The sequence below is a fragment of the Streptomyces sp. CB01373 genome (assembly GCF_002803075.1).
Lineage (GTDB): Bacteria > Actinomycetota > Actinomycetes > Streptomycetales > Streptomycetaceae > Streptomyces.
In genome coordinates this window covers 110275-130807 of the sequence record NZ_NNBK01000007.1, presented here as the reverse complement: position 1 = coordinate 130807, position 20533 = coordinate 110275, and the positions used below count along the sequence as shown (strand labels likewise).

Here is a 20533-nt window from a genome sequence, read left to right as displayed (position 1 = left end):
CCATGCTGTCGTTCGTCGCCCGTCGCGTGGGCTCGGCCGTCGGCACGCTCGTCCTGTCCTCCGTGATCGTCTTCCTCGCCGTCCAGGCCCTGCCCGGCGACGTCGCCACCCAGATCCTCGGCAAGGACGCCACCCCGGACGCCGTCGCCGCCCTGCGCGGAAAGCTCGGACTCGACCAGCCTGCCTGGCAGCGGTACGCGCACTGGATGCGCGGGGCGCTGCACGGGGACTTCGGCACCTCCCTCGTCTCCGGCCGGCCCGTCGGCGGCGAGGTCGCCACCCACCTCGGCAACTCGGCGCTCATCGCCCTCGTCACGGTGCTCTTCGCCGTCACCGGGTCGATCGTGCTGGGCATCCTCGCGGGTCTGTACCGCGACCGCTGGCCCGACCACCTGATCTCGACGGTCAGCCTGGTCGGCATGAGCGTCCCCGAGTTCGTGGTCGCCACCGTGCTGGTGCTCTGCTTCTCGATCGCGCTGCCCTGGTTCCCGGCGGTCGTGCTGTACGGCCCCGAGGCGAGCGTGGGCCAGCTGCTGCCCGCCGTCTGGCTCCCGGCGCTCGCGCTCGCCGTGGTCATGGCCGCCTACATCGTGCGCATGGCCCGTACGTCCGTCATCGACGTGATGGCGAGCGAGTACGTCACCACGGCCCGGCTCAAGGGCCTTTCCACCTGGCGGGTCGTCACCCGGCACGCCCTGCCCGGCGCCCTGCTGCCGACGCTGCACGTGATCGCGCTGAACGTCGCCTGGCTCGCCGGAGGCGTAGCGGTCGTCGAGAACGTCTTCAACTACCCCGGCATCGGCAAGCTGATGCTCTCCTCGGTGCAGAACCGCGACCTGCCCGTCATCCAGGCCATCGCGCTGATCAGCGCCGTCGTCTACGTCGTCTGCAACCTCGCCGCCGACCTCGGCGCCATGGCCCTCAACCCCAAGCTCCGTACCGGAGGGAGGACCCGATGACCACGCTCGACACCGCACCGGTGGCCGCGCCGGTCGCCTCCGCGACGCGTGCGGCCCGCGCCTGGCGTACGCTGCGCTCCTCGCGCACCGCCCTCGTCGGCCTGACGATCGTCGCCGTGCACGTGCTGATCGCCCTGCTCGCCCCGCTCCTCACCTCGTCCGACCCGGTCGCGGGCGACGCCTCGCACGCACTGCTCGGCCCGAGCTGGGAGCACTGGGCGGGCACGGACCAGTACGGGCGCGACGTCCTCGCCCGCGTCCTGTACGGCGGCCGCTACGCACTCGGCGTGTCGGTGGCCGCGACCGTCCTGACCGTCGCGCTGGGCACGGTCGTCGGATGCGCGGCCGCACTGCGCGGCGGCTGGTTCGACGACGTCCTGGGCCGCGTGCTCGACGCGGTGCTGTCCGTGCCGTCGATCCTCGCGCTCCTCGTCATCGTGACCGCGCTGGGCACGGGCCCGGCGGTCATCGTCCTGGCGATCGCCGTGGTCTACGTGCCCCAGGTCGTCCGGGTGGTGCGCGGCGCGGCGCTCGCCGTCGTCCCCGCCGACTACGTGACCGCGGCCCGTGCCCGGGGTGAGCGGACCTGGCCGATCCTGCGGCGGGAGATCCTGCCCAACATCACCGACGTGGTGTGCGTGGAGGCCGCCATGCGGGCCTCCTGGGTCGTCCTGCTCATCTCCTCGTTGTCCTTCCTCGGCTTCGGCGCCGACCCGCCGACCCCCGACTGGGGCCTGATGGTCGCCGAGAACCGCACCGCCATCACCGTCGTCCCGATGGCGAGCCTCGCGCCCATCATCGCCCTGGCCACGCTGGTGATCGGACTCAACCTCGCGGCCGACGGCCTGTCCAAGGCGTGGGGCGTGGACCGGATCAGGGAGGGCTCCTGATGACCTCGATCGTTTCCGTGAACTCCCTTTCCGTCTCCTACCGTTCGGGCGGCCGGGACGTACCCGTCGTGCGGGAGGTGTCCTGGGAGGTCGCCGAGGGACACACGCTCGCCCTCGTCGGCGAGTCCGGCAGCGGCAAGTCGACCGTCGCGGCCACACTGCTCGGCCATCTGCGGCACGGGTCGCGGATCACGGGCGGTTCGGTGCACGTGGACGGCAAGGACGTCTTCGCCCTTCCCGCGCGCGAGCTCAGACGGCTGCGTGGCGGCACCGTCGCCATGGTCGCGCAGAACGCCGGCCAGGCGCTGACACCCTCCATGCGCGTCGGGCGTCAGATCCAGGAGGCGGGCGGCGACGTCCCGGTCCTCGACCTGCTCGAACAGGTCCGGCTGCCACGCCCGGCCGAACTGGCCCGCCGCTACCCGCACGAACTCTCCGGCGGCCAGCAGCAGCGCGTCGCCATCGCCATGGCCATCGCCGCCCGCCCGAAGGTCCTCGTCCTGGACGAGCCCACGACCGGCCTGGACGTCGTCACCCAGCGCAGCGTCCTCGACCTGATCGGCGCCCTGCGCGACGAACTCGGCCTGGCCGCCGTGCTGGTGAGCCACGACCTCGGCGTGGTCGCGCACATGGCCGACGAGGTGACCGTGCTGCGCTCGGGCCGGACCGTGGAGACGGCGCCGACGCGACGGCTCTTCGCCGCGCCGCAGGACCCGTACACCAAAAGGCTGCTGGCGAGCGTGCCGCGCCTCGACGACGCGGGTCTCGCCCTGGTGAGCGAGACGGGGGAGCGGGAGATCAGGCCCCGGGCGGCGCTGCCCCCCGAGGCCGAGGTCGCGGTGGCCGCGCGGGACGTGACGATCGACTACGGCTCCTCCCGGGCGGTGCACGGCGTCTCCTTCGATGTCCGGCGCGGCGAAGTCCTCGCCCTCGTCGGGGAGTCGGGCAGCGGGAAGTCCACGCTCGCCTGGACGCTGGCCGGGCTGCGCACCCCCTCCGGCGGCACGATGACACACGAGAGCGGCGACCTCGCGCGCCCGGCGGGCAAACGCCCCCTCGCTCTGCGGCGCCGCGTCCAGCTCGTCTTCCAGAACGCCGACACCTCCCTCAACCCGCGCCGCTCGGTGGGCGACGCCATCCGCCGGCCGCTGCGCTTCTTCGGCACGGTCGAGGGGCGTACGGAGGCCGCGGCCCGCGCCCGCGAACTGATCTCCGACGTACGGCTCGACCCCGCCTTCGCCGACCGGCTGCCCGCCCAGCTCTCCGGCGGCCAGCGCCAGCGCATCGGCATCGCACGCGCGCTCGCGGGCGGACCGGACGTGCTGATCGCCGACGAGATCACCACCGCCCTCGACGTGTCCGTCCAGGCCGACGTCCTGCGGCTGCTGGACGACCTGCGCCGCGAGCGTCGACTGGCCTGCCTGTTCATCAGCCACGACCTCGCCGTCGTCCGCGGCATCGCGGACCGGGTGGTCGTCCTGCGGCACGGAGTCGTGGTGGAGGAAGGCCCGACGGAGGCCGTGTTCACGGAGCCGGGCCACCCCTACACCAGACAACTGATGGCAGCCGCCCTCGAACCGGACCCGGACGCACGGCCGCTCGCCGCCGACGTCGCCCACTGGGCGGACGCCACCGAACCGGACAACGTCTGGACAGACCACGGACACGGTCACCGAGTGCGCCGCTGGCGCCCGGTGACCAAGGACGGATCCGTGCCGAAGGAGCGCACGGCGACCACGGAAGGAGCCGCGTGAGGTACCGCGAGCAGTTCGAGCGCCAGGTCGTACGCGAGGACGTCTGGATCCCGGTGGGCGACGGAAGCACCCGTCTGCACGCCCGGATCTGGCGTCCCGCCGACGCGGAGGCAGACCCCGTCCCCGCGCTGCTCGAATACCTGCCCTACCGCAAGAGCGACTGGACCGCGCCCCGCGACGCGCAGCGTCACCCCTGGTACGCGGGTCACGGCTACGCCTCCGTCCGCGTCGACATCCGAGGCCACGGCGACAGCGAGGGCACGCCCGGCGACGAGTACGACGCGCGGGAACTCGCGGACGGCGTCGACGTCGTCAACTGGCTCGCCGAGCAGCCCTGGTGCACCGGCCGGGTCGGCATGTTCGGCATCTCCTGGGGCGGTTTCAACTCCCTGCAGATCGCGGCCCTCGCCCCCGAACCGCTCAAGGCGATCGTCACGGTCTGCTCGACCGACGACCGCTACGACAACGACGTCCACTACACCGGCGGCGCCGTCCTCGGCATCGACATGCTCGCCTGGGCCGGCACCATGCTCGCCTTCGCCTCACGGCCGCCGGACCCGCAGGTCGTCGGGGCCGACCGCTGGCTGCCGATGTGGCGCGAACGCCTCGGCTCCCTCGAACCCTTCCTGCACACCTGGCTGGACCACCAGGAACGGGACGACTACTGGCGGCACGGAAGCGTGTGCGAGGACTACGGGGCCGTACGGGCGGCGGTACTGGCGGTGGGCGGCTGGAACGACCCGTACCGCGACACCGTGCTGCGGCTCGTCGAGCACCTGCCGACCGACCGCGTCCGCGGCATCGTCGGTCCCTGGTCCCACCAGTACCCCGATCGCGGACTGCCGCCCGGCCCCGCGATCGGCTTCCTCCAGGAGACCCTTCGCTGGTGGGACCACTGGCTGAAGGACGAGGACACCGGTGTCATGGCGGAGCCCCTGCTCAGGGCCTGGGTCAACGACCCGGTGCCGCCCGCCACTTCGTACGACGTCATGCCCGGCCGCTGGGTGGGGGACACGGACCGGCCCTCGCGGAGTATCGCCTGGTGCGAGCGACCGCTGGGCACAGACACCGTCCCCGGCCCCGTCGTCATGGTTCGCTCCCCGCAGCACACAGGGCTGGACGCCGGCCGGTTCTTCCCCTTCGGCAACGCGAGCGACCTGCCGCCCGACCAGCGCGAGGAGGACGGACGGTCCGTCTGCTTCGACTCGGAGGTGCTTCAGGAGCGGGTCGAGATCCTCGGCCGTCCGCGGCTGAGGCTGCGGCTCGACAGCGCTGCCCCGCGCGCCAACGTGATCGCCCGCCTCTGCGACGTCGCACCCGACGGCTCGTCCACGCTCGTGACCCGAGGGGTGCTCAACCTGCTCAGCAGGCAGGGACGGGACCGGGTGGCCGAGTGGACGCCGGGCACGTACGAGGACGTCGAGTTGGAACTGACCGGTATCGGCTATGCCTTCCCGCCCGGCCACCGCATCCGGGTCGCCGTCTCCGACGCGTACTGGCCCTGGGTCTGGCCGCACGGCGAACGCGGCGAACTGACCGTGCTCCCCGCCGACAGTGCCCTGCTCCTGCCCGTGCGCGAGCCCGGGGACGAGCCGCAGATCCGCTTCGAGGAGCCCGAGCAGGCGCCACCGCTGCCGGTGACGTACGACGCCCCCGCGAAGCCGCACCCCGAGCGGCTGGTCACGATCGACGTGGCGAAGGGGGAGTGGACGCTGGAGGTCGACCCCAACTACGGGGGATCGCGCACGTACCCGGACGGACTGCGCTACGAGGAGAGCGCGCGCGAGACCTACCGCATCCGTCACGACGACCCGCTGTCCGCGCGGGCCGTCTCCGAGTGGCACATCCGGCTGCGTCGCGGGGACGACTGGGACGCTGAGATCATGGCGCGCACGGAGCTGCGGGCCACGGCCGCGGACTTCGTCATGGACAGCCGCATCGAAGCACGGGCGAACGGAGAGACAGTGGCCAAGCGCGCATGGCACCGCACCACGCCGAGGACGTCGGGATGACGGCGGCGAAGAGCCCGCGCCGCGCCGTCGCCGCCGCGGACCGCACGCGCCAGCCCACCGAGGTACGCCGCCGCCTCATCGTGGAGGCGGCGGTCCCCCTGATCGCCGAACGCGGCTACGCGTCGGTGGGAGTGCGTGACGTCGCCGCCGCGGCAGGGGTGTCGGTCGGCACCGTCACCTACCACTTCGGCAGTGTCCAGGAAATCCTCTCCGAGGCGATGATCCTGCACATCGAGCGGTACTACGCGGCGCTCGACGAGGCGGCGGAGCAGGCCACCAGCGGTGCCGAGGGCCTGCGGCTGATGGTCGACGCCCTGTTCACCGAGGACACCGACCGGCACTGGCGCATGTGGTTCGACTACTGGAACGCGGGGGAGCAGGCCGCGGACGAGACCTTCGCCCGCGGCCAGGCCCAGCGCTACGAGGCCTGGCACCACCAGATCCGCCACCTGATCGAACGGGGCGTCGCCGAGGGCGAGTTCACCTGCGAAGACCTCGACGGCGTCACGGTCCGCTTCGCCGCTCTCGCCGACGGCCTGGCCCTGCAGCACCTGCGGCAGACACCCCCGCTGACGACGGAGGACGCCCGCCGGCATCTGAACCGCCTCATCGAGACGGAACTCGCGCGAGATTCCCTGGAGTGACGCGCCGGAAATCCTGGGCTCACAACCGCCGCAGGGACAGCAGGGTCCCGGATGTGGCGCCGGGCGCCCGAGTGATCGGCCCGGGAGCAGGGGGCGGACCGGGCCGTTCAGCCCTGCGCCGTGCCCTTGACGTAGGCCTCATAGCCTTCGTCCTCCAGCCGGTCGGCGAGTTCGGGGCCGCCGGAGTCGGCGATGCGGCCTTCGGCGAAGACGTGGACGTGGTCGGGGTGGACGTAGCGCAGGATGCGCGTGTAGTGCGTGATCAGCAGCGTGGCCACCTGTCCCGTGGCGCGGACGCGGTTGACGCCCTCGGCGACGACGCGCAGCGCGTCGACGTCCAGTCCGGAGTCGGTCTCGTCCAGGATCGCGATCTTCGGCTTGAGCAGTTCGAGCTGGAGGATCTCGTGGCGTTTCTTCTCCCCTCCGGAGAAGCCCTCGTTGACGTTGCGCTCGGCGAAGGCGGGATCGATCTGGAGGCGTTCCATCGCCTCGCGGACCTCCTTGAGCCAGGTGCGCAGCCTGGGGGCCTCGCCGCGGACAGCGGTGGCGGCGCTGCGCAGGAAGTTGGTCATGGATACGCCGGGGACCTCGACGGGGTACTGCATGGCGAGGAAGATTCCGGCCCGCGCCCGTTCGTCGACCTTCATCGCGAGCACGTCCTCGCCGTCCAGGGTGACGCTGCCGGAGGTGACCAGGTATTTCGGGTGGCCGGCGAGCGCGTAGGCGAGGGTGGTCTTGCCGGAGCCGTTGGGGCCCATGATGGCATGGGTCTCGCCCTGGCGTACGGCCAGGTCGACCCCGTGAAGGATCTCGCGCGGCCCGGCCTCGGTGTGCACCGAACAGTGCAGGTCGCGGATGTCGAGGGTGGCCATGAGCACCTCACCTGCCTCACCTTGTTCACCGACTGGAACGGTACGGGCACCACGCGGCCCGTGCTTCCAGCGTGACGCAGCCGTCGCTGTCCGGCACAGCGCGGGTGGCCGTGCGGGGGAAACGGGGTTGCGGTTGAAGACCGTGACGCCGATGTTTTCCGCGTGAAGACGCACCTCCACCGGCGCCGCGAAGGGTGCTCCGCGACCGCCTGGACTGCGACGACCTTGAGTGGGAGCTCAGCGCGTCGGGAAGCCGAAGGAGTAGCCCTGCTCCTTGAGTTGGGGCAGGATCCGGCGCAGGGCGTCGACGGTCTGTGAGCGGTCGCCGCCGGCGTCGTGGAAGAGGAGTGTCGGCCCGTTGGGCAGCTCCCGCTGGACGGTGGCGACGATGGCGTCCGTGCCCGGCCTCTCGAAATCCTTGGAGTCCACGTTCCAGCCCAGCGGGCGCATGCCGCGGGAGGCGGCCAACTTGCGGCTGTAGGGGGTGAAGGCCCCGCCGGGCGCCCGGTAGTACATCGGCCGTACACCACCGGACGCCTCGGTGATCATGCGTTCGGCGTCGAGAATCTGCTGCGACTGGTACGCCTGGGGCTTGGCGTCCATGGCGGTGTCATGGGACACGGTGTGGTCGCACAGCCGGTGCCCGGCGGCGACCACCTTCTTCACGAGGTCCGGGTGGGCCTGCGCCTGCGTTCCCACCATGCAGAACGTGGCCTTCACCCCGTACTCCCGCAGGATGTCCAGCATTTGCGGGGTCCAGACGGGGTCGGGCCCGTCGTCGATGGTGATGTTGAGGCCGCGCTCCCCCTGGTCCGAGGCGTGCGCGATGGTTTCCGCCACCGGCTTGACGTCACTGCCCGGAGTGGCCGACGCGGCGGCCCGAGGCGACGGGCCGCGCACGGCATCGGCCTGCGCGGTCCACAGCGAGGCACCGGCGGCCAGCACCGTCACCCCGAGCGCCGCCCCGGCCACCTTGCCGTACCAGCCATGCGCGCTGCCGTGCCGTGCCATGTCCGCCCCGCTTTCCCGCAGTTCCTCGCCGATCCCCGGTCGCCTTCCGACCACATGGCAGGACGAGGGACGGGGGCCACGGGATGCGTCCGTTACCGATCACGGACAATTCCGGGGGAATTCACGGACAACTCGATCGCCGGCATGTTGGCAACCTCCCTTCCAGAGCCTGGCCCTTTCCTGCGGCTGGGCCGGCGGTGCCGGCCGCGGTCCGCGGCACCAACTGCTCGGATCCGGTGCCCTGCGAAGCCGCCCCAGCCGCCCGCATGAGGTGAAGAGGGCGGCCGAGGCGGCGGCTCGGGTCAGGGCAGGAGGATGACCTTGCCCTGGTTGCGGTGGGCTTCGATGTCGGCCTGGGCTCTTGCTGCCTCGGCCAGCGGGTAGGTGCGCCAGACAGGGATGTCGAGCTTGCCCTCGGCGTTCAGCTTCGCCAGCAGCGGCAGTGACTGCGGGAAGCGGTCGGTCGGGTCACCGCCGGTGAACCGGACACCATGTTGCGCGGCGGCATGATCGGCGATGGTGATCACCCGGGTGGCCTCGCCGACCAGGGCGATCGAGTCCGGCAGCAGGCCGGCGCCCGCGGTGTCGAACACGTAGTCCACGCCCTGCCGGGCGGCGGCCCTGACTCGATCCGCCCAGCCCTCGCCGTAGCGGACCGCGGTGGCGCCGAGCTTGCCGACCCGGTCGATCTCCTGTCCGCCGGCGGTGCCGACGACGGTGATGCCCCGGGCGACGGCGAGCTGGACCGCGACGGTTCCCACGCTGCCGCCCGCGCCGTGGACCAGCAGGGTCTGGCCGCCCTTGACACCGAGATGGTGGAGGCCGCGGTAGGCGGCCTCGCCGACCGTGACCAGGGCGGCCGCTGTCTCGAACGACACCTCCTTCGGCTTGGCCACCGGCCGGTCCAACAGGGCGTACTCGCTGTAGCCGCCGAGGGAAGCGACGCCGAAAACCTCATCGCCGACCGAGGCGCTCGCGCCCTCACCGACCTTGTCGACGACGCCCGCCACGTCCCGGCCCGGCAGCACCGGGAACTCGATCGGGAAGATGCCCTCCATCATCCCGGAGCGGATCTTCAGGTCGATCAGGTTGATCGCGACCGCCCGGAGCTTGATCCGGACCTCGCCCGGCCCCGGCTCGGGGGTGTCTACCTCGGTCAGGGTGAGCACCTCCGGGCCGCCGTAGCGGGAGTAGGTGATCGCAGTGGACATCAGACACTCCAAGAGAAGAAAAGACAGCACACGCTCTGAATCACTCATCGCGTGTGATTGCCTTACCTGTGTATCACACGCAGTGTGTGATTGATGGGGTGTCTTGAATCACACTCCATGTGTGATTTCTGGGTAGGGTAGAAGCCATGCCCGCTCTGCCGCCCGTACACCGCCGCAAGCCGGACCTGAGCAACCCTCGGGTCCAGCGCACCCGTACCCATGCCCTGGCCGTCGCCCGCGACCTCTTGCCCGAAGCCGGGCCGATCGGGCTGACATACGCCCTGCTGGCCGAGCGGGCCGGACTCACCCGCCAGACCCTCTACCGGCACTGGCCCACCCGTGCCGCCCTGCTCTGCGACCTCATCCTGGAAGGCCCCGACCTCGGCGGTTATCCCCGGCCGGGCAGCGATGTGCGTACGGTGGCCACCGCGTGGCTGAGGAGCCTGCGCGACGGCATCAGCGTCCCGGCCGTCCGCACCGCGGTGCTGGCGGTGACGGCCCAGGCCGACCACGACCCTGACAGTGCCCAGGCCCTGATGCGGATCGGCGAGGACCGCCGCGCGGCCCTCAACAAGCTGCTCGAACCCAGCGGACTTCAGATCAGCGCCAACGAGTACACACTGCTCTCCGGCCCCGTTCTGGCCCGCCTCCTCCTCGACCGCGGTGAGGCCGGCGACGAGTTCATCGACGCCGTTGTCGCCCAGTGGCTCACCATCATCGACCTTGCGGAAGGTGAATGAACGCCCCTTGAGGAGGGAAGGCGACGCTGCTGCCGTGGCCTGCGTCGGCCTTGATCACCGGCACGGCCGGGCCCTGGCTCATCGAGCCGTGGTCGAGGGCGGCGGTCGGAGCCCGCGGCCGTCAGCGGGGCGGGCCCGTGGTGCCGAGCGAACTGGCCATGGGGGAGGAGTCGGTGGCGCGCCGCCCGGTTGGAGTGCCTGCCGCACGCGCCGTTGGCCGCGCGGCCGACGGGACATCGGTCGACGGACTGGGCGCGCGACCTGCTCGCGCTGACGCGCGGGAGCTCCGGCGGCCGGATTCAGCCCCCCGACGCGGCGCGCACCAGTGCGGTCATCACCCGTACGTCCTCGCCCATCTCGGGGTGCCACTGCACGCCCAGCGCGAAACGGTCGCCGGGCAGTTCGACCGCCTCCACCGTGCCGTCCGTCGCGTGGGCCGAGGCGCGCAGACCCTCGCCCAGACGGTCCACCGCCTGGTGGTGGTACGTCGGGACGTACGTCTCCTCCGGCACCACGGCCGCGTACCGCGTGCCCGCCACGGGGGTCACCGGGTGCGCGCCGAAGACGCCGACGTCCTCGGTGTGGCCGTCGATGTGCTGGACGAGGGTGCCGCCGAGCGCGACGTTCAGCAGCTGCATGCCGCGGCAGATGCCGAGCAGAGGTGTGCCGGAGACCAACGCCGCCCGGATCAGCGCGAGTTCCCAGGCGTCACGCTCCCGCGCGGGCGGCCCGGTGCGCGGCTCGCGCTCAGCGCCGTAGCGCTCCGGCTCGACGTCCGGGCCGCCCGCGACGACCAGCCCGTCGAGGCGGGCGACCACCGACGCCGCGTGGGACGGATCGTCCGGCGGCAGCATGGCCGCGATACCGCCCGCGGCCTGCACCAGCCGCGGGTACCCGGCGGGCAGCAGCGCCGCGGGCAGCTCCCAGACCCCCCAGGACGCCCGAGATTCCAGATAGGTGCTGACGCCGATGAGCGGCTTGACCACTGTGTGCTCCTTCACGGTCCTCAGCCGGGTTCCCACTCGGCTTCCGCTGCGGCGGGCGCTGCGAAGCATTCCATGGAACGGATTCATACCTTTGTGTCGGCGCTGCCGGGAAATCAAGACCCGCGCGCGACGTCGCCGTGCAGCGCCCTGCTCACGTCAAGAAGCCGCGCAGCAGGGCGGCCGTGCCCGCGCAGTGCTCCCGCATCATCTCCCGCGCGCCGTCGGCGTCCCCGTCGAGCACGGCCTCGACCAGGGCGGTGTGCTGGCGCTGTGAGTGTTCCAGGTTCCTGACCAGCAGCGGAATGCAGTCCAGCAGGTCGTTCACGGTCGCGCGCACGGCCGCGTACTGCGCGGTGAGGGTCGGCGATCCGGCCAGCTCGGCGAGTGTGAGGTGCAGCAGCGTGTCGAGCCGGCGGTACTCGGTGAGCGGCGCGTCGTGCGTGCGGGCGAGCGCGTCCCGCAGCCGCTCCTCCTGCTCGTCGGTGAGCCCGTGCGCCGCGCACAGTCCGGCCGCGCCCACCTCCAGCACCTCCCGGAACCGCAGGACGTCCTCGACATCGACCTCCTCGATGCGGCGGCGCAGCTCGTCCTCGCCGTGGGCGGCCGCCTTCGGCAGGACGAACGTTCCGCCGTAGCGGCCGCGCCGCGACTCCACCAGACCCTGGTCCTGGAGGACCTTCAGCACCTCGCGCAGCGTCACCCGGCTGATGCCGAGCCGCTCCGCCAGCTCCCGCTCCGACGGCAGTCGCTCGCCGCTGGGCACCAGACCCAGCCGTACGACCTGGAGTATCTGTTCAAGAGCCTCCTCGAAACCGTTCCCCGCCCGCACCGGCCGCAGCACCGGAGACAGCCGGTCGTCCGTGAGGGCGCCCTCGCCCGCGTCCGTCTGCGACATCTGACCGCATCCCCTTCCCAAGCAATGGTTCTCGGCAATACCTTATTTGGTCTCGGCTGACCGAAGGAGGCTTTCCCGTGGCAGACCGCACACCCCCGCTCAGTGTCGAGGAGCTTCGCGCCCTCGTCGCGAGCGGCGAGATCGACACTGTCGTCCTGGCCTTCCCCGATATGCAAGGACGACTCCAGGGCAAGCGGTTCGCCGCCCGCTTCTTCCTCGACGAAGTCCTCCAGCACGGCACGGAGTGCTGCAACTACCTCCTCGCCGTCGACGCGGAGATGAACACCGTCGAAGGCTACGAGATGTCCTCCTGGGACCGCGGCTACGGTGATTTCGCCATGCTCCCCGACCCGGCCACCCTGCGCCGGGTGCCCTGGAACCGAGCCACCGCGATGCTGATGGCCGACCTCGCCTGGGAGGACGGAACGCCGGTCGTGGCCGCGCCCCGGCAGATCCTGCGCCGCCAGCTCGAACGGCTCGCCGAGCTCGGCTACACGGCCAACGTCGGCACGGAGCTCGAATTCATCGTCTTCAAGGACTCCTACGAACAGGCCTGGGACGCCGGCTACCGGGACCTCACCCCGGCCAACCAGTACAACGTCGACTACTCGGTCCTCGGCACCGGCCGCATCGAGCCGCTGCTGCGCCGCATCTGCAACGAGATGAGCGCGGCGGGCCTGACCGTCGAGTCCGCGAAGGGCGAGTGCAATCCCGGCCAGCACGAGATCGTGTTCCGCTACGACGATGCCCTGGTCAGCTGCGACCAGCACGCCGTCTACAAGACCGGCGCCAAGGAGATCGCCGCCCAGGAGGGCTACGCGCTCACCTTCATGGCGAAGTACAACGAGCGCGAGGGAAACTCCTGCCACATCCACCTCTCCCTCGCCGACGCGGACGGCACCGGCATCATGGCCGGGGACGGACCCGGCGGCATGTCCCAGGTGATGCGGCACTTCCTCGCCGGCCAGTTGGCCGCGCTGCGGGACTTCTCCCTCCTCTACGCCCCCAACATCAACTCCTACAAGCGCTTCCAGCCCGGCTCCTTCGCGCCGACCGCCGTCGCCTGGGGACACGACAACCGCACCTGCGCGCTGCGCGTCGTCGGCCATGGCCGTTCGCTGCGCTTCGAGAACCGGCTGCCCGGCGGCGACGTCAACCCGCATCTCGCGGTCGCGGGCCTGATCGCCGCCGGTCTCCACGGTATCGAGCAGCACCTGGAGCTGCCCGACGCATGTCCGGGCAACGCGTACACCGCCCCCTACGAACACGTCCCCACCACCCTGCGCGAGGCCGCCGAGCTCTGGGAGAACAGCCCGATCGCCAAGGCCGCCTTCGGCGACGAAGTGGTCGCGCACTACCGCAACATGGCCCGCGTCGAACTCGAAGCCTTCGACGCCGCGGTCACCGACTGGGAACTCCGCCGTTCCTTCGAACGCATGTGAGGCCCTTCTTGTCGTACGAGCGCGAGGACCACGAGGACCACGAGGACATGGACACGTACGTGCACGAGCACCAGGTACTGAACCCGGCTACGGAAGAAGTCATCGCGACCGTCCCCGCCGCCACCCCCGAGGACGTCGACGTGGCCGTCGCCCGCGCGGCCGTGGCCCAGACCCGCTGGGCCGCCCTCGCGCCCGCCGACCGGGCCAGGCTGCTGCGCCGCTTCGCCGCCACGGTCGACGAACACCACGAGGAACTCGCGCAGTTGGAGGTGCGCGAAGCCGGGCACGTCATCGGCAACGCGCGCTGGGAGGCGGGAAACGCCCGCGACCTGCTCGACTTCGCCGCTGGGGGAGTGGAACGCCTGTCCGGCCGCCAGATCCCCGTGCCCGGCGGACTCGACATCACGATCCTCGAACCCCTGGGGGTCGTCGGTGTCATCGCGCCGTGGAACTTTCCGATGCCGATCGCCGCCTGGGGGACCGCACCCGCGCTCGCGGCCGGCAACGCCGTCCTCCTCAAACCCGCGGAGACGACCCCGCTGACCGCCCGCCGGCTCGCCGAACTCGCCCTGGAGTCAGGCCTTCCGGAGCACCTTTTCCAAGTGCTGCCCGGCGCGGGCGACGTGGCGGGCAACGCACTCGTCGAGCACCCCGGCGTCGCCAAGATCGTGTTCACCGGATCCACCCGTGTGGGCCAGGCGATCATGGCCAAGTGCGCCGCTCGCGTGAAGCGCGTGACGCTCGAACTCGGCGGCAAGAGCCCCAACATCGTCTTCGCCGACGCCGACATCGAGGCCGCCGCCGCTGCCGCGCCCATGTCGTTCCTCGACAACGCGGGGCAGGACTGCTGCGCCCGCACCCGCATCCTCGTCCAGCGCTCGGTCTACGACCGCTTCCTGGACCTGCTCACGCCCGGCATCGAGTCCGTCGTCGTCGGCGACCCGAACGACGAGCGCACCCAGATGGGCCCGCTGATCTCGAAGGTCCAGCTGGAGCGCGTACGGTCGTACGTCACCGACGACCTGAAGGCGATCCGTGGCAGCGCGCCCGAAGGGCCCGGCTTCTGGTTCCCTCCGACCGTCGTCACCGACGTCGACCCGGCCGCGCCCATCGCCGCCGAAGAGGTCTTCGGCCCGGTCGCTGTCGTCCTGCCCTTCGAGGACGAGGCCGACGCGGTGCGGCTCGCCAACGCGACCGAGTACGGCCTGTCCGGGTCGATCTGGACGCGGGACGTGGGCCGGGCGCTGCGCGTGTCCCGCGCCGTCGCGGCCGGGAACCTCTCCGTCAACTCCCACTCCAGCGTTCGCTACTGGACCCCGTTCGGCGGCTACAAGCAGTCGGGGCTCGGCCGCGAACTGGGACCGGACGCGCTCGCCGCCTTCACCGAGACCAAGAACGTCTTCATCAGCGACGTTTCCACCAGCACGGACACCACGGAGGGCTGAACACTCATGACCGACACCAGCAGCGTCTGCCGCCGCCTCGTCGGCCGTACCGCCGTCATCACCGGCGCGGGCAGCGGCATCGGCCTCGCCACCGCGCGCCGTCTCGCCTCAGAGGGGGCGAACGTCGTCTGCGGCGACATCGACGAGAGCGCGGGGAAGGCCGCGGCCGAGGAGGTCGGGGGCACCTTCGTGAAGGTGGACGTGACCGACGCCGATCAGGTCGAGGCGCTGTTCAAGACCGCGTTCGACACCTACGGCTCCGTCGACATCGCCTTCAACAACGCGGGCATCTCGCCACCGGACGACGACTCGATCCTGGAGACCGGCCTGGATGCCTGGAGGCGGGTCCAAGAGGTCAACCTGACCTCGGTGTACCTGTGCTGCAAGGCCGCCATCCCCTACATGCGGCGTCAGGGCCGCGGTTCCATCATCAACACCGCGTCGTTCGTCGCCATCATGGGCGCCGCCACCTCGCAGATCTCCTACACCGCGTCCAAGGGCGGCGTGCTCGCCATGTCGCGTGAGCTGGGCGTGCAGTTCGCCCGCGAGGGCATCCGCGTGAACGCGCTCTGCCCCGGACCCGTCAACACCCCGCTCCTTCAGGAACTGTTCGCGAAGGACCCGGAGCGGGCGGCGCGACGCCTCGTGCACATTCCGGTGGGGCGGTTCGCGGAGGCCGACGAGATCGCGGCCGCGGTCGCCTTCCTCGCGAGCGACGACTCCTCGTTCGTGAACGCCACCGACTTCCTCGTCGACGGCGGGATCTCGGGCGCCTACGTCACGCCGCTGTAGGGCCCAGGCGGCGGGTCGAGAACGCGGCCATGACCGACAGCCGGGCGCCTTGCGACGCCCGGCTGTCGAGGTCCGGTGCCGACGCCGAGGGCCGGACTTGCCGAATCGGCAAACGAACTCTCCTTCTGGCTCGCGTCTTCGCAAGATGGGCGTTGAGCCGGCGGATCGCAGGACGGGACCGTCCTGGCGGTACACAAGAAGGGGCACGGTGGCAGAAGACTCATGGCGCATCACGTCGCGGAGACGACACATCGGTTGGTGACCACGCCGGAAGGACGGATCCACCTGGTCGAGCAGGGAACCGGGCCGCTGGTGCTGCTCGTGCACGGCTTCCCGGAATCCTGGTACTCCTGGCGCCACCAACTGCCGGCTCTCGCAGCGGCGGGATACCGCGCGGTAGCCATCGACGTACGCGGTTACGGCCGTTCGTCCAAGCCGGCCGCCACGGACGCGTACCGGATGCTCCACCTGGTCGAGGACAACGTCGCGGTGGTGCACGCCCTGGGCGAGCGGTCGGCGGTGGTCATCGGCCACGACTGGGGCGCCGGCATCGCCGCGAACTCCGCCCTGCTCCGGCCGGACGTCTTCCGAGCGGTGGGGCTGCTGAGCGTGCCCTACACCCCGCGCGGCGGGCCCCGCCCCAGCGACGTCTTCGCTCGGATGGGCGGGGACGAGGAGTTCTACGTCTCGTACTTTCAGGAGCCGGGCCGTGCCGAGGCCGAGATCGAACCGGACGTACGAGGCTGGCTCGCGGGCTTCTACGCGGCCCTGTCCGCCGACACCATGCCCGCGCCCGGCGCTCCCGATCCCCACTTCGTCAGCAGGGCCGGGACACTGCGGGACCGGTTCCCCGCCGGCCGGATGCCCGCCTGGCTCAGCGAGCGGGACCTCGACGTCTACGCCGCGGAGTTCGAACGCACCGGCCTGAGCGGAGCGCTCAACCGCTACCGGAACATGGACCGCGACTGGGAGGACCTCGCCGCCTTCGACGGTGCCCCCGTCACCCAGCCGTCAGTGTTCATCGGCGGCAGCCTGGACGCTTCCACGACATGGCTGGCCGACGCGATCGAGGCGTACCCGGTCACGCTACCGGGCCTGGTCTCCTCCCGGCTTCTCGACGGCTGCGGCCACTGGATCCAGCAGGAACGCCCCGTCGAGGTCAACCGGATCCTGACCGACTGGCTCGCCGCACTGCCCGCCACCGCGTCCTGACGGCGCACGCGCCCCGACATCTCGGCCGGCCCGGCTCCAACGGGCCGGCCGACCGTGTTTCCGCTCGGGCCGCCACGCGGCGCCCGAAAGGGGGCCGGCCGCTTCTCAGTGATCCCATCCGCGCCAGGACGCGAGTAGCCGGTGGCGGGCGTCATCGGCGAGATCGGGGGCTCGCCCGGTTTCACCGCCGCCGAGCGCGGCTCTCTTTCGGCGGCCGACCGCGGCCATCACCGATCCCGCTCGCGCCCGGGGAAAGCCCCCTGTCGTGACAGGCCGGGGAAAGCTTCCTGTCGTGGCAGGTCGAGGGCGGGGAAGACGTAGGAGGTGAGCAAGGACGAGGACGGCAGGACGCGGCTGGACCGTCTTGCGTTGCTGGCGGACGCCGAGGCGGCGCTGGCCAGCACGCTGGACCTGCTGGACGGGCTGCGGCGGGCGTGCCGCGTGCTGACCGGGCGGCTGGGCGACTGGTGCGTGGTCGACCTGCTCGACGAGTGCGGCCGGCTGGAGCGGGCCGTCGTCGTCCACCGCACGCCCGAGGCGCTGGTTCCGGGCGGCTACGAGGGGCCGCTTCCGCCGGTGCCGGACGACGCGGGCGGGCCGCTGCCCCGGGTGCTGCGCGGGGCGGGCCCACTGCTGCTCGCCGACATCTCCCCGCCGAACCGGGCGGTGAACCCGCTGCACGCCCGGCAGCTGGAACTGTTCGAGCAGCTCGACGCGCGCAGCGCCGTCATCACCCCGCTACGGGCCCGACGGGAGGTCCTCGGCGCACTGACCGTGGCCCGCACCGACCCCCACCACCCCTTCACCGACGCCGACCTCCCACTCATCGAGGGCCTGGTCCGCGGCCTGGCCGTGCAAGTGGACAACGCACGCCTGTACCAGCAGACCCAGCGCATCGCCGAGCGGTTCCAACGTGCCCTGCTGCCCGAACTGCCCCACGTCCCGAACCTTCAGATCGCCGCCCGCTACGCCTCCGCACAGACCGTCGCACAAGTCGGTGGCGACTGGTACGACGCCTTCGTCCTGCCGCGGGGAAACACCGCCCTGGTCATCGGCGACGTCACCGGCCACGACCTGCAGGCGGCCATCGACATGAGCGCCCTGCGCAACATGCTGCGCGGAATCGCCGTCGACCGCCGAGAACCCCCCGGCGAAGTCCTGCGCCGCCTGGACATCGCCAGCCACACACTCCAGCACGACGCGACCGCCACCTGCATCTACGCCCTCGTCAAACACCCCCCGCACCACAACGGCCCCTGGCCCCTGCACCACTCCTGCGCCGGACACCTGCCACCCCTGCTCACCACCGCCGAAGGCGACACCCGCTACCTCGAAACCGGCGCGGGACTACTGATCGGCCTCGACCCCCAGCACCAGCGCCCCACCGCCATCGACCACCTGCCCCCGCACTCCACCCTGCTCCTGTACACCGACGGCCTGATCGAACGCCGCTCCGAATCCCTCGAGCGCGGATTCGCCCGACTGCGCCAGCACGCCGCCGCACTGTCCCGCGAACCCCTGGAAACCTTCTGCGACGAACTGCTCGGCGGACTGGCCGCCGACAGCACCGACGACGCCGCCCTGCTCGCCCTGCGCCCCTCCCCGGCCCCCGCCTGACCGGGACAGCGCCCAGGCCCGGACCGGAGCGGAGCGGCATCGGGTTCGAGCGAGCCGTCCAGTGACCGGGGTGGGGCATCCGGACGACCGCGGTTTCTCCGTCCAGCACCCCGGCACGCCCGGCGCGCAACAGCAGCTGGTCGACAAAGGCGACCGTCTTGTCGGCGAGCGTCGTGCGACGGCTCGTTTACGTGCGAAATGTGACAGCGTGTACGGGGTCACAGCAGATGGGCCCCACCAGCACCGGATGTCGAGGAGAAGCACGATGTCGAAGCCTCCGCTCACCCCCGATGCGATCGGCATGGTCAAAAAGGCCAATCCGGCGGTCATCACCACGCTCCGGCCGGATGGCCAGCCCGTCTCCACCGCCACCTGGTACCTGTGGGAGGACGACGGCCGCGTCCTGGTCAACATGGACGAGGGCCGCAAGCGCCTGGAGCATCTGCGCAACGATCCACGGGTCACCCTCACCGTGCTGGACGAAGCCAACTGGTACAACCACATCAGCCTTGTCGGCCGGGCCACCGAGATCCGGAACGACCCGGACCTCGCCGGTATCGACCGGCTCAGCCGGCAGTACCTCGGCAAGCCCTACGGCCAACGGGACCGGCCGCGGGTCAGCGCCTGGATCGAGGTCGAGCGCTGGCATGGCTGGGGCGCGTACAAGGACAGCAGCCAGGCAGGCTGACCGGCCTCCGGGCCGCCCTCAGATATGCGGCTTCCTGGGCGTGCCTCCGCCCGGGCTCGCGGCCGCCACGGTGTCGACGCAGCAGCTCACGAAGTCGCGCACGACCGGGTCGGCGTCGTCGGCAGGTGCCCAGACCACGCCGACCGAACTGGGGCTCACCCCCTCGGTCGGCCGGTAGACGACGGTCGGACGGGCGTAGAACCGGGCGGCGGACGCCGGGGCGAGGGCGACGCCGTAGCCGTTGGCGATGGCGCCGAGCCAGTCGTCCGGCTGATCGACGACGGCTCCGATCCGCACGGGGCGGCCTTCCCGTTCGTCCGCGGCCAGCCAGTAGTCCCGCCACGCGCCCGTCCGGGCCGGTGCGGCCACGAACGGCTCGTCCCACAGATCACGGAACGGAATGGTGGTACGGGCGGCCAAGGGATGGTTCGCGGGCAGGGCCACCCAGCGTGGTTCGCTGAAGAGCTCCACGATCCGCCAGGCCTGCTGGCCGGGGAAGGGCAGCCGCAGCAGGCCGACGTCGACGCTGCCGGCCGCCAGTCCACCGGTCGGGTCGGACCACGGCGCCTGACGCATCTCGGCCCGCCGGCCCGGCTGCCGACGCCCGAACTCCGCGACGATCCCGGGGGTGGCCTCGTTGGCGCTGCCGGCCAGGAACCCGACGTGGAGCACTCGCGCGGCGCGGTCGGCCGCGCGACGGGTGTCGCGGAGTGCGCGCTCCCAGCCCTCAAGCACATCCGGCACGTGCGCCGCCAGGGCGCGGCCCGCCTCGGTGAGGGCCATGCCGGTGCGCGACCGGGTGAACAGCCGCACCCCGAGTCCGTTCTCCAGCCTTCGCACCTGTTTGGTCAGAGCGGGCTGCGACACGTACAGCCGCCCGGCGGCGCGAGTGAGCGTCCCTTCCTCCGCCACGGCCTGAAAGTACCGCAGCAACCGGATGTCCACATCCATGCCATCAGGTTATACACACAGATATTGGACGCGCCGACCGATCCACGGCGAGGGTTGAGACATGGAAACCGCCTTCGTCGTCGTCGCTGTCGTCACCATCCTGGCCAACGCCGCCGTCGCCGTCGCGGTCCTCGCTCGGGCGGAGTTCGTCCGCGTCAACTCCGACGAGGTCGGTGTCCCACCGACCTGGATCCCGGCGCTTGCCGCGCTGAAGGCCGCGGGGGCGGGCGGACTGCTGCTGGGGCTGCTGGGAGTGCCGTTCGTCGGCGTGGCTGCCGCGGGCGGGCTCGTCCTCTTCTACGTCGGTGCCCTGGCCGCCCACGTCAGGGCGGCCGTGTACCACAACATCGTCTTTCCCGGGACCTGCCTCGCCCTCGCCGCCGCCTCACTCGTCCTGGCCCTTGCCGCCTGA

19 protein-coding genes are annotated in these 20533 nt (G+C 71.5%); 13 read left to right on the top strand and 6 right to left on the bottom strand.

Features of this window, described 5'->3' with window-relative positions; translation table 11 throughout:
- The first annotated feature begins 2 nt into the window (after positions 1-2).
- The 5 genes from CG719_RS12750 to CG719_RS12730 are packed head-to-tail and all read left to right on the top strand — an operon-like array spanning position 3 to position 6259.
- A complete protein-coding gene (locus CG719_RS12750; RefSeq protein ID WP_100568701.1) occupies positions 3-959 on the top strand; it encodes an ABC transporter permease in 957 nt (318 codons plus the stop codon).
- Positions 956-1849 (top strand): ABC transporter permease, encoded by an 894-nt coding sequence (locus CG719_RS12745; RefSeq protein ID WP_100568700.1) that lies wholly within the window; start codon positions 956-958, stop codon positions 1847-1849. The genes CG719_RS12750 and CG719_RS12745 overlap by 4 nt, the downstream gene beginning before the upstream one ends.
- Complete coding sequence (locus tag CG719_RS12740; protein WP_100568699.1) at positions 1849-3603, top strand: dipeptide ABC transporter ATP-binding protein; 1755 nt, start codon at positions 1849-1851, stop codon at positions 3601-3603. Before CG719_RS12745 ends, CG719_RS12740 begins: the two co-directional genes overlap by 1 nt.
- On the top strand, positions 3600-5615 hold the full coding sequence (locus CG719_RS12735) for a CocE/NonD family hydrolase (protein ID WP_100568698.1): 2016 nt from the start codon (positions 3600-3602) through the stop codon (positions 5613-5615). The genes CG719_RS12740 and CG719_RS12735 overlap by 4 nt, the downstream gene beginning before the upstream one ends.
- Positions 5612-6259, top strand: coding sequence for a TetR/AcrR family transcriptional regulator (locus tag CG719_RS12730; protein WP_234375545.1), 648 nt, complete (start codon positions 5612-5614; stop codon positions 6257-6259). The genes CG719_RS12735 and CG719_RS12730 overlap by 4 nt, the downstream gene beginning before the upstream one ends.
- A 107-nt stretch (positions 6260-6366) precedes the next feature.
- On the opposite strand, the gene sufC is transcribed toward CG719_RS12730, so the two are convergent.
- The 3 genes from sufC to CG719_RS12715 all read right to left on the bottom strand — a co-directional run bounded on the left by sufC (position 6367) and on the right by CG719_RS12715 (position 9353).
- Positions 6367-7131, bottom strand: coding sequence for a Fe-S cluster assembly ATPase SufC (sufC, locus tag CG719_RS12725; protein ID WP_100568868.1), 765 nt, complete (start codon positions 7129-7131; stop codon positions 6367-6369).
- Between the two features lie 237 nt (positions 7132-7368).
- Positions 7369-8142, bottom strand: a complete 774-nt coding sequence (locus CG719_RS12720) for a polysaccharide deacetylase family protein (protein WP_100568696.1) — start codon at positions 8140-8142, stop codon at positions 7369-7371.
- A 302-nt stretch (positions 8143-8444) separates the two neighbouring features.
- Positions 8445-9353: an NADP-dependent oxidoreductase gene (locus CG719_RS12715; RefSeq protein ID WP_100568695.1), complete on the bottom strand. Its 909-nt coding sequence runs from the start codon at positions 9351-9353 to the stop codon at positions 8445-8447.
- Positions 9354-9499: 146 nt separating this feature from the next.
- Here CG719_RS12715 and CG719_RS12710 point away from each other — a divergent pair, with 146 nt between their 5' ends.
- Positions 9500-10093, top strand: a complete 594-nt coding sequence (locus CG719_RS12710; RefSeq protein WP_100568694.1) for a TetR/AcrR family transcriptional regulator — start codon at positions 9500-9502, stop codon at positions 10091-10093.
- A 299-nt stretch (positions 10094-10392) separates the two neighbouring features.
- On the opposite strand, the gene CG719_RS12705 is transcribed toward CG719_RS12710, so the two are convergent.
- Positions 10393-11079: a gamma-glutamyl-gamma-aminobutyrate hydrolase family protein gene (locus tag CG719_RS12705; RefSeq protein ID WP_100568693.1), complete on the bottom strand. Its 687-nt coding sequence runs from the start codon at positions 11077-11079 to the stop codon at positions 10393-10395.
- 151 nt (positions 11080-11230) lie between these two features.
- Positions 11231-11974 carry a FadR/GntR family transcriptional regulator gene (locus tag CG719_RS12700; protein WP_100568692.1) on the bottom strand — a complete coding sequence of 248 codons (744 nt, stop codon included), beginning with the start codon at positions 11972-11974 and terminating at the stop codon, positions 11231-11233.
- 77 nt (positions 11975-12051) lie between these two features.
- Between CG719_RS12700 and CG719_RS12695 the strand changes: the two genes are divergently transcribed.
- The 6 genes from CG719_RS12695 to CG719_RS12670 all read left to right on the top strand — a co-directional run bounded on the left by CG719_RS12695 (position 12052) and on the right by CG719_RS12670 (position 19170).
- The gene (locus CG719_RS12695; protein ID WP_100568691.1) at positions 12052-13416 is read left to right on the top strand and encodes a glutamine synthetase family protein; all 1365 of its coding nucleotides are present in this window, start codon (positions 12052-12054) and stop codon (positions 13414-13416) included.
- A gap of 47 nt (positions 13417-13463) precedes the next feature.
- The gene (locus tag CG719_RS12690) at positions 13464-14861 is read left to right on the top strand and encodes an aldehyde dehydrogenase family protein (protein WP_100568867.1); all 1398 of its coding nucleotides are present in this window, start codon (positions 13464-13466) and stop codon (positions 14859-14861) included.
- 6 nt (positions 14862-14867) lie between these two features.
- Entirely contained in the window at positions 14868-15653 is a 786-nt protein-coding gene (locus tag CG719_RS12685) for a 3-oxoacyl-ACP reductase (protein WP_100568690.1), read from the top strand.
- A 222-nt stretch (positions 15654-15875) separates the two neighbouring features.
- Positions 15876-16865 carry an alpha/beta fold hydrolase gene (locus tag CG719_RS12680; protein ID WP_100568689.1) on the top strand — a complete coding sequence of 330 codons (990 nt, stop codon included), beginning with the start codon at positions 15876-15878 and terminating at the stop codon, positions 16863-16865.
- A 324-nt stretch (positions 16866-17189) separates the two neighbouring features.
- Complete coding sequence (locus CG719_RS12675; protein WP_100568688.1) at positions 17190-18482, top strand: PP2C family protein-serine/threonine phosphatase; 1293 nt, start codon at positions 17190-17192, stop codon at positions 18480-18482.
- 265 nt (positions 18483-18747) lie between these two features.
- Complete coding sequence (locus CG719_RS12670; RefSeq protein WP_100568687.1) at positions 18748-19170, top strand: PPOX class F420-dependent oxidoreductase; 423 nt, start codon at positions 18748-18750, stop codon at positions 19168-19170.
- A gap of 18 nt (positions 19171-19188) precedes the next feature.
- On the opposite strand, the gene CG719_RS12665 is transcribed toward CG719_RS12670, so the two are convergent.
- Complete coding sequence (locus CG719_RS12665) at positions 19189-20121, bottom strand: LysR family transcriptional regulator (protein WP_100568686.1); 933 nt, start codon at positions 20119-20121, stop codon at positions 19189-19191.
- Between the two features lie 61 nt (positions 20122-20182).
- On the opposite strand from CG719_RS12665, the gene CG719_RS12660 reads away from it, so the two are divergent.
- The gene (locus CG719_RS12660; RefSeq protein ID WP_100568685.1) at positions 20183-20533 is read left to right on the top strand and encodes a DoxX family protein; all 351 of its coding nucleotides are present in this window, start codon (positions 20183-20185) and stop codon (positions 20531-20533) included.